Source organism: Variovorax sp. W2I14, from assembly GCF_050435205.1.
Taxonomy (GTDB): Bacteria; Pseudomonadota; Gammaproteobacteria; order Burkholderiales; family Burkholderiaceae_C; genus Variovorax; species Variovorax paradoxus_C.
This window is the reverse complement of record NZ_JBNDJX010000001.1, coordinates 5,691,417-5,706,617: the sequence shown is the minus strand read 5'-3', so window position 1 is coordinate 5,706,617 and position 15,201 is coordinate 5,691,417. Positions and strand designations below refer to the sequence as shown.

The window sequence follows — 15,201 nt, the reverse complement described above, 5'->3', positions numbered from 1 at the left end:
CCGATGCTATCCTGAACCCAAGCGCAAGTTGATTGCGCCAATTTTGGGGGATTCCCAAGTGAGCACACGCAAGTTTCAGTACGCCATCGTCATCGGGCGTTTCCAGCCCGTTCATTTCGGTCACCAGCGACTCATCGAAGAAGGCCTTCGCGCCGCCGATCGGGTCATCGTGGTGGTCGGCTCCGACCGCAAGCCGCGCAGCGTCAAGAACCCCTTCACCTTCGACGAACGCGAACGCATGGTGCGTGCCTGTTTGCGCGGCACCGAGCAGATGCGCGTGAGCGTCGTCGGCGTGGGCGACTCGCCCTACAACGACCAGATCTGGATCGCGTCGATCCAGTCGGCCGTCGACCGGTTGATCCAGCAGGACGGCCACGCACCCGCCGAGGCCAAGGTCGCGCTGGTGGGCCACCTGAAGGACGCCTCGAGCTACTACCTCAAGCTCTTCCCGCACTGGGAGTTCGTCGGCCAGCACAGCGTGGAGAGCCTGAACGCCACCGATGTGCGCAGCCTCTACTTCGACCCCGAGAACCGCGGCCAACTCGCACGCGCCGACCTGCCCGACGGCACCGCCGCCTTTCTCGACCAGTTCACCCACACCGCCGACTACGCCGAACTCTGCGAAGAGCGCGCCTTCCTGGTCGACTACCGCGACAAGTACCGCTACGCGGGCAGCGACTTTCCGCCGATCTACACCACGGTCGATGCGATCGTGGTCGAGGCCGGCCACATCCTGCTGGTGCAGCGCAAGTTCCATCCCGGCAAGGGCACCTGGGCGCTGCCCGGCGGCTTCGTCGGCCAGCACGAGCGGCTGCAGGAAGCAGCCATTCGCGAGCTGAAGGAAGAAACGCGCCTGAAGGTGCCCGTGCCCGTGCTCAACGGCAGCATGAAGGCGAGCCACGTGTTCGATGCGCCCGACCGCTCGCAGCGCGGCCGCACGATCACGCACGGCTTCTTCTTCGAGCTGGCGCACAACCAGTGGACGGGTCTTTCAGACGTGCGCGCCGACGACGACGCGGCCGAGGTGCGCTGGGTGCCGATTGCCGAATTCCTCGGCATGCAGGACCGCATCTACGAAGACCACTACTTCATCGCGAATCATTTTTTGGGTGGCCTGGGCAAGAACTGAACGACCAGGCTTTTTCAGCAAGAACGGGCCCTGGTTGACGGGGCCCACGTGAAAGGAGCTTTCACATGAACCGCAACCTCACCTCCTCGCCCCTGGGCAACAACCTCCTGCTGCGCACCGACTCCTACAAGGTGTCGCACTGGATGCAATATCCGCCCGGCACGCAGACGGTCCACAGCTACATCGAATCGCGCGGCGGCATCTTCAGCCACTCGCTCTTCTTCGGCCTCCAGGCCTATCTGCGCGAATACCTGCAGACGCCGGTGACGCTCGCCGATGTCGACGAAGCAGCCGCGCTCATGGCCGTGCACGGCGAGCCCTTCAACCGCGAAGGATGGCTGCGGCTGATCGAGAAGCACGGCGGGTTCATGCCGGTGCGCATTCGCGCCGTGCCCGAGGGCAGCGTGCTGCCGGTGCACAACGTGCTGGCCACCATCGAGAACACGGACCCCGAATTCTTCTGGGTCACGAGCTTTCTCGAAACCGAATTGCTGCGCGCGATCTGGTATCCGACCACGGTGGCCACGCTCTCTGCGGCTGCGCGCACGACGCTGCTGCGCTACCTCGAAGCGACTTGCGACGACCCTCAAGGCCAGATCGCCTTCAGGCTGCACGACTTCGGCGCGCGCGGCGTGTCCAGCCTCGAATCGGCGGCGCTCGGCGGCATGGCGCACCTGGTCAACTTCATGGGCACCGACACGCTGGCCGCATTGGTCGCGGCGCGCCGTTACTACGACTGCGATGTGGCGGGCTTCTCTATTCCGGCAGCCGAGCACAGCACCATCACAGGCTGGGGCCGCGACCACGAGTCCGATGCCTACAGCAACATGGTCGACCAGTTCGGCAAGCCAGGCGCGACCTTCGCGGTGGTGAGCGACAGCTACGACATCTTCAATGCCTGCGCGCGGATCTGGGGCGGCGAACTCAAGGCGAAGGTCGTGGCCTCGGGCGCGACGCTGGTGGTGCGGCCCGACTCGGGCGACCCGGCCGAGACCACGCTCAAGGTGGCGCAGATCCTGGCCGATCGCTTCGGCACCACGACCAACGCCAAGGGGTTCCGCGTGCTGAACAACGTGCGGATCATCCAGGGCGATGGCGTCAACCTCGACTCGCTGCGGCTGTGCCTGTCGAACTTCTTCCACAACGGCTTTTCGACGGAGAACATCTCCTTTGGCATGGGTGGCGGGCTGCTGCAGCAGGTCAACCGCGACACCATGCAGTGGGCGATGAAGTGCTCGGCCATGCAGGTGAACGGCGAGTGGCGCGATGTCTACAAGTCGCCGGTGGGCGATGTGAGCAAGGCGTCGAAGAAGGGGCGGCTCGCGCTGGTTCGGAATGCACGCGGCGAAGTGCAGACCTTGCGCGAAGAAGCGCTTGCGGATGGGCAGGTCGATCTGCTGCAGACGGTGTTCGAGAACGGGCGCATCGTTGCGAGCACCACGTTCGATACGATCCGTGAGCGGGCGGCTGTGGGGGTCAATCAGTTTGTCACTTCGCGGGCACCGCTCTGAGTTTGCGTTGCTCCTTCAGGGCGTGTGCACAGGCCACCGGGTACTCCCCTCCGCGAATGTCCCCCGGGGCTTCGCCCCTCCTCCTTGATTTCGCTGCGGGGAGCACCCGATGCCCTGCGCACTTGGGCACGCTGCTGGTGTTTCGCTGATCAACGACTGCTCTGAAAACGAGCACGCCGATGGGGTGCCTTGCGCAGCGAAATCAAGGAGGAGGCGAAGCCGGGGGACATTCGCGGAGCAAGGTACCCCGTCGGCGTGATCGCCGCCCCGAACGGCAGGCCCGAAAGCAGTGCCACACGGCTTGTCCATAATCCGCGCAGACCGTCGAATACATGACCAAACTCCTGATCCTCAGCGTGAGCGCCGGCAACGGCCACGTGCGTGCAGCACAGGCGCTCGCCGCCACCGCCCAGTCCCTCGCCCCGCCCTGCACGGCGGTCCACACCGACGCCATGGCCCATGTGGCCGGGGGCTTTCGCAAGGTCTACACCGACTGGTACATCCAGCTCGTGAACCGCGCGCCCGAGCTGTGGTCGTACCTGCATCAGCGCACCGACACCACGCCGCATCACGCGCCCTCGCAGCGTCTGCGCCGTGGCATCGAGCGACTGAGCACCGGCGCGCTGGTGCGCGAGATCCGGCGCGAGAAGCCCGATGCGGTGATCTGCACGCACTTCCTGCCCGCGGAGCTCTTGATGCGCGAACGCAACCGCGGGCGCATCGACTACCCGGTGTGGCTGCAGATCACCGACTACGACCTGCACAACATGTGGCTCGTACCTGGCATGGCCGGTTATCTGGCTGCGACGGAAGAGGTCGCCTTTCGCCTGCGCGCACGCGGCATTCCCGCGGACCGCATCCACGTGACTGGCATCCCCGTGATGCCGGCGTTCTCCGAGCCCGATGTGCCGGCGCTCGCGCGCAACACCTGCGCCGCGGAACTCGGGCTCGATCCGTCACGGCCCGTGTTGCTGATGGCCTCGGGCGGCGCCGGCGTGGGCGACCTCGCGAGCATGGTCGAGCGCGTGCTCGGCCTGGGCGGCGAAGGCAACTTCCAGGTCATTGCGGTCGCAGGCCGCAACGTGGAGGCGCACGGCAAGCTGCAGGCGCTGGCAGCGCGTTATCCGGGCCGCGTGGTGGCCGTGGGCTTCACCAACGAAATGCACAAGATGATGGCCGCGGCCGATCTCGTCGTGACAAAGCCCGGCGGCCTCACCGTGTCCGAGTGCCTCGCGCTCGGCAAGCCGATGCTGCTGATCTCGCCGATTCCCGGACAGGAGGAACACAACGCCGGCTTCCTGATGGAAGAAGGTGCCGCCTGGCTCGCCTACGACGCCATCGGCCTCGACTACAAGGTGGCGCGCCTGATGGCCGACCCCGCCAAGCTCGCGAACATGGCCGCGCGCAGCCGGGCGCTCGGCAAGCCGCAAGCGGCGCGGGCCGTGCTGCAGCACGTGCTGGGTGCCGTAGCGTGAGCGGCGCGACCGAAAAGACCGGCGTGGGCCGGACGCTCGGCTACCTCGCGTGGGTGGTCGTCATGGCTTTCTTCTTCGCCAACGCCGAGATCCAGATCGAAGGCGGCGCGGGCTGGGCCACGTCGCTGCCCACCTGGCGCATCGAGAACAGCATCTGGCTCGACCTCTTCTGGGGCGGCCGTGCGATGACTGGGTATCACGCCTGGGTCTTCACCTTCATGGCGCTGGTGTTCTTTGCGCCGCTGGCGTTCAACGGCCGATGGACCTGGCGCGACGCGGGGCTCGCCGGCGTGGGGCTGATCGTGTTCTGGGTCTGCGAAGACTTCCTGTGGTTCATCATCAATCCGGCCTTCGGCTGGGCGCGCTTCAACCCGGTCGATGCGTTCTGGCACAAGCACTGGCTGTGGGGTGCGCCGGTCGATTACTGGGGCGGGCTCGCGGTGGCGGCGCTGATCCTCACCGTGCGCCACTGGCGCCGGCGCGCGCGATGACGGCAACGAAGGTCGACGATCTGCGCCCCGGCCACTGGGCCGATCCGTTGGACGAACTGCACGTCGAGAACCTGCACCGCATCACGCCCACGCTGTACCGCAGCGCGCAGCCGCGGCGCGCGAACGTGGCAGCACTGCAGTCGCTGGGCATCCGCACCATCGTGAGCCTGCGATCGTTCAACGACGACAGGAAGGTGTTCGCCGGCAGCGGCATCAGGCTCGTGCGCGTGCCGATCAACACCTGGTCCATCGACGATGCCAAGGTGCTGCGCGCGCTGGTCGCGATCCGCGAGGCCGAGAAGCAGGGACCGGTGCTCATCCATTGCATGCACGGCGCCGATCGCACGGGCGTGGTGGCGGCGGTCTACCGCATGGCGGTGCAGGGCTGGGACAAGGAGAGCGCGCGCCACGAGATGCTGCGCGGCGGCTACGGTTATCACACGCTGTGGCGCAACATCCCGCGCTACATCGAGCGGCTCGATCCGCTCAGGATGGGCCATGCGCTGGCCCATGCCCCGGTGATTCCGGCGGTGTCCTGAAGGCGCCTGCAGTTTTCGATACCCGCTCCTATACTGGCCGCCCCGTGGCCCATGGCCATCTCCGAACGACCTTTCACAGGGGCTTCTTCCATGGCACTCCAACTGCGCTCACTCGTCCGCTCGAACGGCGAACTCGAACTCTCGCTGCACGACGAACCGATCCCCGAACCCAAAGCCGATGAAGTGATCGTGCGCGTCGAAGCGTCGCCGATGAACCCCTCGGACCTGGGTCTCTTGTTCGGCGCAGCCGACATGAGCACCGCGAAGGTGTCGGGCACTGCGGATCGTCCCGTCGTCACTGCCATCGTTCCCGAACGCGCGCGGCCTTCGATGGCGGGGCGCCTGGACCAATCGATGCCGGTCGGCAACGAAGGCGCGGGCGTGGTGGTCAAGGCCGGTTCGTCGCCGGCCGCGCAAGCGCTGCTCGGCAAGACCGTCGCGGCCATTGGCGGTGCGATGTACTCGCAGTACCGCGCGCTCCCCGCCGCGCAGTGCCTCGAGCTGCCGGCGGGCACGACGCCAGCCGAAGGCGCTTCATGCTTCGTCAACCCGCTCACTTCGCTGGGCATGGTCGAGACGATGCGGCTCGAAGGCCACAAGGCGCTGGTGCATACGGCCGCGGCATCGAACCTCGGGCAGATGCTCAACAAGATCTGCCAGAAGGACGGCATCGACCTCGTCAACATCGTGCGCAAGTCCGAGCAGGAGGCGCTGCTGCGCGGCATCGGCGCGAAGTACGTGTGCAACGCGACCTCGCCGACCTTTCTCGAAGACCTGACGCAGGCGCTGGTCGACACCGGCGCCACGCTCGCCTTCGACGCGACGGGCGGCGGCAAGCTCGCCGGCCAGATCCTCGGCTGCATGGAAGCGGCGCTGAACCGCACCGCCAAGGAATACAGCCGCTACGGCTCGACCACGCACAAGCAGGTCTACATCTACGGCGGCCTGGACCGCAGCCCGACCGAGTTCGTGCGCAACTTCGGCATGGCGTGGGGCATGGGCGGGTGGCTGCTGTTTCCGTTCCTGCAGAAGCTCGGCGCCGAAGGCACGCAGCGGCTGAAGGCGCGGGTTGTCGCCGAGTTGAAGACGACGTTCGCGAGCCACTACACGCGGGAGATTTCGTTGCTCGAAGCACTGCAGCTCGATGCGATCGGGGTGTATGGGAAGCAGGCGACGGGGGAGAAGTTCTTGCTGAACCCGAACAAGGGCGTGGCGGCCTGACGGAGGAAGTGCCGTCGTGACGTGACGGCAGTTGCCCTCACCCCAGCCCTCTCCCAGAGGGAGAGGGAGCAACACCTCTACACCGCTTGCGTCCCCCATCTTGTCCCCTCTCCCTCTGGGAGAGGGTTAGGGTGAGGGCACTGTGCCGTCGATACAGCGCGGCCTCCAGTCAACCGCTACGTTGTCCCGCAGCTAAACCACCAACCGATATCCCACCGCAGTCTCCGTCAACAGATGCCGAGGCTGCGCCGGATCGGCCTCCAGCTTCTGCCGCAGGTGCCCCATGTAGATGCGCAAGTAGTGGCTCTGGTCCGTGTGCGACGGCCCCCACACCTCGCGCAGCAGCTGACGCTGCGTGAGCACGCGGCCTGCATTCGCGACCAGCACGGAGAGCAAGCGGTATTCAGTCGGTGTCAGGTGCACCTCGGTGCCGGCGCGGCGCACGATGCGTGCGCTACGGTCCAGTTCGATATCGCCGAATCGGAAGACGGCTTCAGCGGGTTCATCGTTGCCCCCACCGGCTGCGCGCGGGCGGCGCAGGTTGGCGCGCACGCGGGCCAGCAGCTCGCCGGTGCCGAAGGGCTTGGTGAGGTAGTCGTCGGCGCCGGCATCGAGCGCGGCGATCTTGTCGGCCTCGTCGGTGCGTGCCGACAGCACGATGATCGGCACCGCGGACCAGCCGCGCACATCGCGGATCAACGAGACGCCATCGCCATCGGGCAGCCCGAGGTCGAGCACCAGCAGGTCGGGCTGCCGCGTGCCGGCCGCGGCGAGGCCGTCGCGCAGCGTGCCGGCCTCGTGCACCAGCCAGCCCTCGGCCTCGAGCGCGCCGCGCACGAAGCGGCGGATCTGCGGCTCGTCCTCGATCACGATGGCGGTGGGGGATGGCATTTCGACTTCCTGTCAGTTTTCCATCACGCTGTGCGTGACCCGCGACGCATGAGACTGCCGCGATCAAGTCGGGAGACACCACGGAACCGGCTTTGCCGGGCCGCAGGTGTCGCCCCCGGTAGGGGGTTGACGAAGCGACACGAAGTGCGCGAAGACTGGGGGCGAGTCATAGGACGGCTTCGGCCGGTTCGGGCGGCTCGCGGCGTGGCAGGGTGACGGTGAATTCTGCACCGCCGTCGCGCGCATTGGCCGCCGTGATTTCGCCGCCGTGCGCGCTCACCACCGCGCGGCAGATCGCGAGACCCAGGCCGACGCCCGGCGTGGCCGACTCGGCCTCGCCGCGCGTGAACTTGTCGAACAGCTTCTGTTCGCGCCCCAGCAGCGCTGCGGGCAGCCCGGGGCCGTGGTCGCGCACCGTGAGCACCAGCGTGCCGGGCTCGGCGCGCGCGCCCACCACGATGGGCGGCGCGCCGTACTTGGTGGCGTTCTCCAGCAGGTTGACGAGCACGCGCTCGATGAGCACCGCATCGAACTCGACCAGCGGCAAGTCCGCATCGAGCGCGGTCTGCACGACGGCGTCGCCCAGCGACGTGCGCGCAGCGCGGATCGACGATCCCACCACCTCCTCGACCGATTGCCAATCACGCCGCAGATTCACCGCGCCGCCCGCGATGCCGCTTTCGAGCCGCGCCATGTCCAGCAGGTTGTTGACCAGCGCATGCAGCTCGTGCGCCTGCGCGACGATGGCGCGTGCCGCGTTGCCGTGCTCCTCGGGCGGCAGCGTCTGCAGCGATTCGGCCAATGCGATCAGCGCGGTGAGCGGCGTGCGCACGTCGTGCGAGATCGCGCCGAGCAGGGCGTTGCGCAGGCGCTCCGATTCCATCTCGACCACGGCCTGCTGCGCCACCTCGACGTAGTGCACGCGCTCCAGCGCGATGGCGATCTGCCGCGCGAGCGTGTCGAGTTGCTGCGCCTGCTCCGGGATCAGCAGCCAGCGCGGCTGCGCGGGCGACAGCGCCAGCACGCCACGCACACGCATCGGTGCCTTCAATGGCACGTAGTGCCAAGGCTGCGCGGCCAGCGTGGCGGTCGCGAGGCCGGCAGGTTGCCCGTGGCGAAAGGCCCAGTCAGCCACCTGCGCATCGAAGCCCTCGGGCGGCTCTGTCGGCAGCACGAGCTGATCGGCCGCGTCGGTCACAAGCACCAGCGCATGGCCGCCGAAGTGGCCCTGCACCGCGGCGGCGCCGAGCGTGACGACCTGCGTGCTCTCCAGCGCCGCCGAGAGTTCGCGCGTGAGTTCGAAGAGCGAGCGGGCGCGCCGTTCGCGGCTGGTCGATACGCCGGCCGCAAAGCGCAGCCCCGCGGTGAGCTGCCCGACCAGCAGGCCGACGCCCAGCATGATCGCGAAGGTCAGCACGTACTGCACATCGCTCACCGCGAACGACAGGCGCGGCGGCACGAAGAAGTAATCGAACGCGGCCACGTTGAGCAAGGCCGCCAGCGCCGAAGGTCCGCGCCCGAAGCGCATCGCGACACCCACCACGCCGAGCAGGAACAGCATCACGATGTTCGACAACTCGAGCACGCTGGCGAGCGGCGTGCAGAGCAGGGTGAGCGCCACGCTCGTGGCCGTCGCCCACGCGTAGCCGGGCCAGTGGATCGGCGCCTTCTCGTGATCGTCGTCGTCGGCGCGCGGCGTGTTGAGCGGCGTGCGCGCGAGGCGGCGCGCGCTGTCGGCACGACCGACTTCCAGGATGTCGAGCGCGGGCGCGCGTTGCGCCAGCGCGCGCGGCAACGAGACCGGCGTGGCGGGCCACCAGCGACGCCATCCGCCGACCGGCTCGGACCGCCCCATCACCAGCGTCGCGCAGTTGAGCCGGCGCGCCTGCTCGGACAGTTGCTCTGCCACATCGGAACCCGTGAGCACCGCGGTGGCGGCGCCCAGTTCCTCAGCGAGCTTGAGCACCGCGAGGATGCGGTCGCGCTCCGCGGCGGCGAGGCGCTGCAGCCGCGGCGTTTCGACGTACGCCGCATGCCAGCGCACATTGAGCTGGCCCGCGAGCCGCGCCGCGGTGCGCACCGTCTGCGCCGCGCCTTCGTGCGGGCCGACGCAGGCGAGGATCGCGCCCGAGGTGTTCCAGGCCTGCAGCGAAGCGCCGCCCTGCCCGTTGCCGGCCGCGCCGGACTGCTCGACCCGCCAGCCGCGCACATCGTCTTCCACATGTTCGGCGGTGCGGCGCAGCGCAATCTCGCGCAGCGCGATCAGGTTGCCCTTGCGAAAGAAATTCTGCGCCGCGCGCTCGGCCTGCTGCGGCAGATACACCTTGCCGGCCGCGAGCCGCGCGGTGAGTTCGTCGGGTGTGACATCGACCAGCACCACTTCGTCGGCCTCGTCCAGCACGGTGTCGGGCACCGTCTCGTGCACGCGCACGCCGGTGATCGCGCCGACGGTGCCGTTGAGGCTTTCCAGGTGCTGCACGTTGAGCGCCGACCACACCTCGATGCCTGCGGCCAGCAGCTCCTGCACGTCCTGCCAGCGCTTGGCGTGGCGCGATCCGGGGGCGTTGGTGTGGGCCAGTTCATCGACCAGCAGCACGGCGGGCTTGCGTGCGAGCGCGGCGTCGAGGTCGAACTCGGCGAGCGTGCGGCCTCGGTAAGCCAGCTCGCGCAGCGGCAGCGTGTCCAGCCCCGCGAGCAGCGCGGCGGTTTCGCTGCGGCCATGCGTCTCGACGACGCCGATGAGCACGTCGCGACCCGCGGCGCGCTCGCGCTGCGCGGCACTCAACATCGCCCAGGTCTTGCCGACGCCGGCGCTGGCGCCGAAGTAGATGCGCAGCTTGCCGCGCAGTGCGCGCGCCTCGTCGTTGCGCAGTTGCGCAATCAGGGCGTCGGGGTCGGGGCGGGCGTCGTGCATGGCGGTGGCTGCGCAGGTTATCGCATCGGGCCGCCCTTGCGGCGCTTGGCCGCGTGCCGCCGCGCGGTGCGCGAGAGCGCCCACCAGGCAAAGCCGAGCGGCACGAACAGCGCCGCGAGCGCCAGCAGCGCATGAAAGAGATCAGTGACCATCGCGCAGCCCGCAGCGTGCCAGGTGCTCGCGCCAGCTCACGAGCCGGCCGATCTCGCCGGAGGGCACGCACTCGATCAGGCGGTGCAGCACCTCGGCGTAGCTGGCGATGGGGAGGCGGATCATGAGCCGCACGCAAGGTGCGTCGCTCTCTTGCGAGCAGAGGGCGTGCAACAGCGGCTCGCAGCGGACCACGCCCGCATCGGGGCATCCGGCGATGCTGCGGCGCACGCGCAGTGCGTCGGCACAGCAGACGGTGACGTCCAGCACGTAGAACGGGCTCGCAGTGGTCATGGACGCGTGCGTTCGCAGCACGCCGGGGTGTTCACGGTAAGCGGCATAAGCCATGTTTTTCTCCTCAGCGCACCGACGCATCGAGCGCGAGGTTCAGTGCGAGAACGTTGACGCGCGATTCACCGAGCAGCCCCCAGAGCGCGCCCTGGGTGTTCTTCTCGATCAGCGCGTTGATCTGTTCGATGGGCACCCCGCGCACACGCGCGATGCGCCCCGCCTGATAGTGCGCGGCGGCGGGGCTGATGTCCGGATCGAGCCCGCTGGCCGAGGCCGTGACGAGATCGACCGGCACCGGCGCGGTGTTGCCCGGGTCCGCGGCGCGCAGCGCTTCGACACGCGCCTTGATCGCATCCGTCAACGCCGGATTGAGCGGACCCTGGTTCGCGCCGCCCGAAGCGCTCGCGTTGTAGGGTTGCGGCGCGGTGGCCGACGGACGGCCCCAGAAGTGCTTCGGGTCGCTGAAGTTCTGGCCGATGAGTTTCGAGCCGACCGTCGTGCCATCGAGCACGATCAGACTGCCCGCGGCCTCCTTCGGAAACACCGCTTTCGCGGCACCGGTGACGGCCATCGGATAGATGAGCCCGGTGAGCGCGCTCAGCAGTGCGAAGAGCACGATGGCGGGGCGAAGAATGCTGCTGCTGTTGTTGTTGTTCATGAGAAATGCTCCTCAGACCAGGTGGACTGCGACGAGCAGCCAGTCGATCAACTTGATGCCGATGAAGGGGACGACGAGGCCGCCCAGGCCGTAGATGGCCAGGTTGCGGCGCAGCAGTGCGGCAGCGCCCACCGGCCGGTAGCGCACGCCCTTGAGCGCGAGCGGAATCAGGAACACGATGACGAGCGCGTTGAAGATCACCGCCGAAAGAATCGCCGACGACGGGCTCGCGAGGCGCATCACGTTGAGCGCGCCCAGCTGCGGATATGTCGAGACGAAGATCGCCGGAATGATCGCGAAGTACTTCGCCACGTCGTTCGCGATCGAGAAGGTGGTGAGCGAGCCGCGCGTCATGAGCAGCGCCTTGCCGGTCTCCACCACTTCGAGCAGCTTGGTCGGGTTGGAGTCGAGGTCGACCATGTTGCCGGCCTCCTTCGCGGCCTGCGTGCCGCTGCCCATCGCCACCGCCACGTCGGCCTGCGCGAGCGCGGGCGCGTCGTTGGTGCCGTCGCCGGTCATCGCGACCAGGCGGCCTTCGGACTGGTACTTGCGGATGAGCGCGAGCTTGTCCTCGGGCGTGGCTTCGGCGAGGAAGTCGTCCACGCCGGCCTCGGCGGCGATGGCCGCGGCGGTGAGCTTGTTGTCGCCGGTGATCATCACCGTCTTGATGCCCATGCGGCGCAGCTCGGCGAAGCGCTCCTTGATGCCGGTCTTGACGATGTCCTTGAGCTCGACCACGCCGAGCACGCGGTTGCCTTCCGACACGGCCAGTGGCGTGCTGCCGCGGCGCGCGGTTTCCTCGGCCGCGCGCAGCATCTCGGGGGGCATGCCGCCGCCCAGCGTTTCGACGTGGCGGCGCACCGCATCCACCGCGCCTTTGCGCAGCAGCACGACGTCGGTGTCCAGGCTGTTGGAAGCGGCAGGCAGGTCGGCTCCGCTCATGCGGGTCTGGGCGGTGAACTGCACGTAGCGCGCGCCCTCCACCGCGGTGGCTTCGAGGCCGTCGCGGCGCGCCAGTTCGACGATGCTGCGGCCCTCGGGGGTTTCGTCGGCCAGCGAGGCGACCATCGCCGCACGCGCCAGACGGGCCTTGGTCACGCCGGGCGCGGGCAGGAAGGCGCTGGCCTGGCGGTTGCCGTGCGTGATGGTGCCGGTCTTGTCGAGCAGCAGCACATCGACGTCGCCGGCGGCTTCCACTGCGCGGCCCGAGGTCGCGATCACGTTGGCCTGCATCATGCGGCTCATGCCGGCCACGCCGACGGCCGAGAGCAGGCCGCCGATGGTGGTCGGTATCAGGCACACGAGCAGCGCCACCAGCGCGGTGAGCGACACCACGGTGCCCGCGCCCGCGGCGTCCACGCTGAACACCGAGAACGGCAGCAGCGTGACGGTGACCATCAGGAACACGAGGGTGAGCGCCACCAGCAGGATGGTGAGCGCGATCTCGTTGGGCGTCTTCTGGCGCTTGGCCGCTTCGACCATGCCGATCATGCGGTCCAGGAACGACTCGCCCGGGTTCACCGAGATGCGCACGACCAGCCAGTCGGACAGCACGCGGGTGCCGCCGGTCACGGCCGAGAAGTCGCCACCCGATTCGCGCACCACGGGTGCCGATTCGCCGGTGATGGCGCTCTCGTCGACCGAGGCCACGCCTTCGATGACCTCGCCGTCGAGCGGGATCACATCGCCGGTCTCTACCAGCACGACGTCGCCCTTGCGCAGGTTCGGCGCCTGCTCCGGAAGCCATTGGCCCCCGTGTTGCGGCTCCTGAAGCTTCTTGGCCCAGGTGTCCTTGCGCAGGCCCCGCAGCGATGCGGCCTGCGCCTTGCTGCGGCCTTCGGCCAGCGCTTCGGCGAAGTTCGCGAACAGCACGGTGAACCACAGCCACACGGTGATGGCGAGCACGAAGCCGGGCTTCATGCCGGTGTCGCCGGGGAAGCTCAGCGCATGCACCCAGAGCAGGCTGGTGAGGATGCTCCCGATGTAGACGATGAACATCACCGGGTTGCGCCACTGGGTGCGCGGGTTCAGCTTGGCAAAGGCGCCCCAGAGGGCGGGCTTGACCAGCGCCGCATCGAGCAGCGAGAGAGAAGTTTTGGTGTTGGCAGTCATGGTGGGCTCCTTATTTCCAGAGCACCAGGTGTTCGACGATCGGCCCGAGGGCGAGCGCCGGCACGTAGTTGAGCAAACCGACCAGCAGCACGGTGCCGATCAGCAAAGAGACGAACAGCGGGCCGTGCGTGGGCAGCGTGCCGCTGGTGACGGGCAGGCGCTTCTTGGCGGCCAGCGAGCCGGCAATGGCCAGCACCGGCACGATCATCGCGAAGCGGCCGAGCCACATGGCGAGGCCGAGCAGGCCGTTGTAGAACGGCGTGTTGGCCGAGAGGCCCGCGAAGGCGCTGCCGTTGTTGTTGGCGGCCGAGGTCAGCGCGTAGAGGATTTCCGAGAAGCCATGCGCGCCCGGGTTCGCGATGCCCGCCTTGCCGGCGCCCGCGATCACCGCCACCGCGGTGCCGGCCAGCACCAGGATCGGCGTGACCAGGATCGCGATGGAGATGAGCTTCATCTCGCGCACCTCGATCTTCTTGCCCAGGTACTCGGGCGTGCGGCCGATCATGAGGCCCGCGATGAACACCGCGAGCATCGCGAAGATCAGCATGCCGTAGAGGCCGCTGCCGACGCCGCCGAATACCACTTCGCCCAGTTGCATGAGCACCATCGGCACCATGCCGCCGAGTGGGGTGAGCGAGTCGTGCATTGCGTTCACCGCGCCGCACGAGGCCGCGGTCGTGATCGCGGCGAAGAGGGCGGAGGCGTCGATGCCGAAGCGCACTTCCTTGCCTTCCATGTTGCCGCCGCTCTGCAATGCGCTGGACACCTGGTCGACGCCGAGCGATGCGAACAACGGATTGCCGCCCTGCTCGGCCGGCGTGATCACCATCACCGCGACAACGAACATGACCGTCATCGCCGCGAGCACGGCCCAGCCCTGGCGCATGTCGCCGACCACGTGGCCGAAGGCGAAGCACAGGGCCGCCGGGATCAGGAAGATCGCGATCATCTGCAGCAGGTTGCTGAGCGCGGTCGGGTTCTCGTAGGGGTGCGCCGAGTTGGCGTTGAAGAAGCCGCCGCCGTTGGTGCCGATCATCTTGATGGCTTCCTGCGACGCGACCGGGCCCATGGCGAGGGTCTGCGTCTTGGTGGTGGCGTCTTCCATCACCGGGGCGCCTTTCTCGTCCTTGAGAGGTTGACCATCGGTGCCGTTCTTCGGTTGCTGGAAGGCGGTGGTCTCGACGGTGGCCACATCCTTGTAGGCATCGAAGTTCTGGATCACGCCCTGGCCCACGAAGAAGACCGCGAGCACGAACGACAGCGGCACCAGCACCCACAGCGTGATGCGGGTGATGTCGGCCCAGAAGTTGCCGACCAGGCCCTTGCTCCCCGCGCCGTCGCCCCGGCGGGCGAAACCGCGCACCAGCGCGAAGGCGACCGCGATGCCGGTGCCGGCGGAGAAGAAGTTCTGCACCGCGAGACCGAGCATCTGCGTGAGATAGCTCATGGTCGATTCGCCCGCGTAGCCCTGCCAGTTGGTGTTGGAGACGAAGCTCACCGCGGTGTTGAAGGCCGAATCGGGCGACACCGCGCCCATGCCGGCCGGGTTCAGCGGCAGCACGCCCTGCAGGCGCTGCAGCGCGTAGACGGCGACGGCGCCCACGACATTGAATGCGAGAAGCGCCAGCGCATAGCTGCGCCATCTCATCGAGCGCTCGGGGGCGGTGCCCGCGAGCTCGTAGAGCGGCGCCTCGATGCGCTGCATCCAGCGCGGCACGCGCTCGTTGCAAAGCGCGGCGAGGAATTTGCCGACGGGCCAGGCCAGCACACCAAGTGCGGCGAGGAAGAGGGCCAGCAGGCCCCAGGCGGACGCGGTCAT

At 68.1% G+C, this 15,201-nt stretch carries 13 protein-coding genes; 6 read left to right on the top strand and 7 right to left on the bottom strand.

What is annotated here, in order from left to right:
• Window positions 1–58: 58 nt before the first annotated feature.
• From QF040_RS26665 to QF040_RS26640, 6 genes are all read left to right on the top strand, one after another.
• The gene (locus QF040_RS26665) at window positions 59–1,129 is read left to right on the top strand and encodes a bifunctional nicotinamide-nucleotide adenylyltransferase/Nudix hydroxylase (protein ID WP_307685768.1); all 1,071 of its coding nucleotides are present in this window, start codon (window positions 59–61) and stop codon (window positions 1,127–1,129) included.
• Window positions 1,130–1,194: 65 nt separating this feature from the next.
• Window positions 1,195–2,640, top strand: coding sequence for a nicotinate phosphoribosyltransferase (locus QF040_RS26660; protein WP_429613501.1), 1,446 nt, complete (start codon window positions 1,195–1,197; stop codon window positions 2,638–2,640).
• A 332-nt stretch (window positions 2,641–2,972) separates the two neighbouring features.
• The gene (locus tag QF040_RS26655; protein WP_429613500.1) at window positions 2,973–4,115 is read left to right on the top strand and encodes an MGDG synthase family glycosyltransferase; all 1,143 of its coding nucleotides are present in this window, start codon (window positions 2,973–2,975) and stop codon (window positions 4,113–4,115) included.
• A complete protein-coding gene (locus QF040_RS26650) occupies window positions 4,112–4,606 on the top strand; it encodes a hypothetical protein (RefSeq protein WP_013544031.1) in 495 nt (164 codons plus the stop codon). The genes QF040_RS26655 and QF040_RS26650 overlap by 4 nt, the downstream gene beginning before the upstream one ends.
• Window positions 4,603–5,145, top strand: coding sequence for a dual specificity protein phosphatase family protein (locus QF040_RS26645; protein ID WP_429613499.1), 543 nt, complete (start codon window positions 4,603–4,605; stop codon window positions 5,143–5,145). Before QF040_RS26650 ends, QF040_RS26645 begins: the two co-directional genes overlap by 4 nt.
• A 90-nt stretch (window positions 5,146–5,235) precedes the next feature.
• Window positions 5,236–6,366: a zinc-binding dehydrogenase gene (locus QF040_RS26640; protein ID WP_429613498.1), complete on the top strand. Its 1,131-nt coding sequence runs from the start codon at window positions 5,236–5,238 to the stop codon at window positions 6,364–6,366.
• A 192-nt stretch (window positions 6,367–6,558) separates the two neighbouring features.
• On the opposite strand, the gene kdpE is transcribed toward QF040_RS26640, so the two are convergent.
• From kdpE to kdpA, 7 genes are all read right to left on the bottom strand, one after another.
• Window positions 6,559–7,257 carry a two-component system response regulator KdpE gene (gene kdpE, locus QF040_RS26635; RefSeq protein ID WP_429613497.1) on the bottom strand — a complete coding sequence of 233 codons (699 nt, stop codon included), beginning with the start codon at window positions 7,255–7,257 and terminating at the stop codon, window positions 6,559–6,561.
• 166 nt (window positions 7,258–7,423) lie between these two features.
• Window positions 7,424–10,171, bottom strand: coding sequence for a DUF4118 domain-containing protein (locus tag QF040_RS26630; protein WP_429613496.1), 2,748 nt, complete (start codon window positions 10,169–10,171; stop codon window positions 7,424–7,426).
• 17 nt (window positions 10,172–10,188) lie between these two features.
• Window positions 10,189–10,323: a hypothetical protein gene (locus tag QF040_RS26625; RefSeq protein WP_307612825.1), complete on the bottom strand. Its 135-nt coding sequence runs from the start codon at window positions 10,321–10,323 to the stop codon at window positions 10,189–10,191.
• Window positions 10,313–10,669 (bottom strand): hypothetical protein, encoded by a 357-nt coding sequence (locus QF040_RS26620; protein WP_307646500.1) that lies wholly within the window; start codon window positions 10,667–10,669, stop codon window positions 10,313–10,315. The genes QF040_RS26625 and QF040_RS26620 overlap by 11 nt, the downstream gene beginning before the upstream one ends.
• Window positions 10,670–10,679: 10 nt before the next feature.
• A complete protein-coding gene (kdpC, locus tag QF040_RS26615) occupies window positions 10,680–11,270 on the bottom strand; it encodes a potassium-transporting ATPase subunit KdpC (RefSeq protein ID WP_429613495.1) in 591 nt (196 codons plus the stop codon).
• A gap of 12 nt (window positions 11,271–11,282) precedes the next feature.
• A complete protein-coding gene (gene kdpB, locus QF040_RS26610; RefSeq protein WP_429613494.1) occupies window positions 11,283–13,382 on the bottom strand; it encodes a potassium-transporting ATPase subunit KdpB in 2,100 nt (699 codons plus the stop codon).
• Between the two features lie 10 nt (window positions 13,383–13,392).
• Window positions 13,393–15,201, bottom strand: a complete 1,809-nt coding sequence (gene kdpA / locus QF040_RS26605; protein ID WP_429613493.1) for a potassium-transporting ATPase subunit KdpA — start codon at window positions 15,199–15,201, stop codon at window positions 13,393–13,395.

What these genes read in the sequence shown, in the direction of transcription:
- QF040_RS26660 (WP_429613501.1), top strand. Translation starts at nt 1,195, where the DNA reads ATGAACCGCAACCTCACCTCCTCGCCCCTGGGCAACAACCTCCTGCTG.
- QF040_RS26655 (WP_429613500.1), top strand. Translation starts at nt 2,973, where the DNA reads ATGACCAAACTCCTGATCCTCAGCGTGAGCGCCGGCAACGGCCACGTG.
- QF040_RS26645 (WP_429613499.1), top strand. Translation starts at nt 4,603, where the DNA reads ATGACGGCAACGAAGGTCGACGATCTGCGCCCCGGCCACTGGGCCGAT.
- QF040_RS26640 (WP_429613498.1), top strand. Translation starts at nt 5,236, where the DNA reads ATGGCACTCCAACTGCGCTCACTCGTCCGCTCGAACGGCGAACTCGAA.
- kdpE (WP_429613497.1), bottom strand. Translation starts at nt 7,257, where the DNA reads ATGCCATCCCCCACCGCCATCGTGATCGAGGACGAGCCGCAGATCCGC.
- QF040_RS26630 (WP_429613496.1), bottom strand. Translation starts at nt 10,171, where the DNA reads ATGCACGACGCCCGCCCCGACCCCGACGCCCTGATTGCGCAACTGCGC.
- QF040_RS26625 (WP_307612825.1), bottom strand. Translation starts at nt 10,323, where the DNA reads ATGGTCACTGATCTCTTTCATGCGCTGCTGGCGCTCGCGGCGCTGTTC.
- QF040_RS26620 (WP_307646500.1), bottom strand. Translation starts at nt 10,669, where the DNA reads ATGGCTTATGCCGCTTACCGTGAACACCCCGGCGTGCTGCGAACGCAC.
- kdpC (WP_429613495.1), bottom strand. Translation starts at nt 11,270, where the DNA reads ATGAACAACAACAACAGCAGCAGCATTCTTCGCCCCGCCATCGTGCTC.
- kdpB (WP_429613494.1), bottom strand. Translation starts at nt 13,382, where the DNA reads ATGACTGCCAACACCAAAACTTCTCTCTCGCTGCTCGATGCGGCGCTG.
- kdpA (WP_429613493.1), bottom strand. Translation starts at nt 15,201, where the DNA reads ATGACCGCGTCCGCCTGGGGCCTGCTGGCCCTCTTCCTCGCCGCACTT.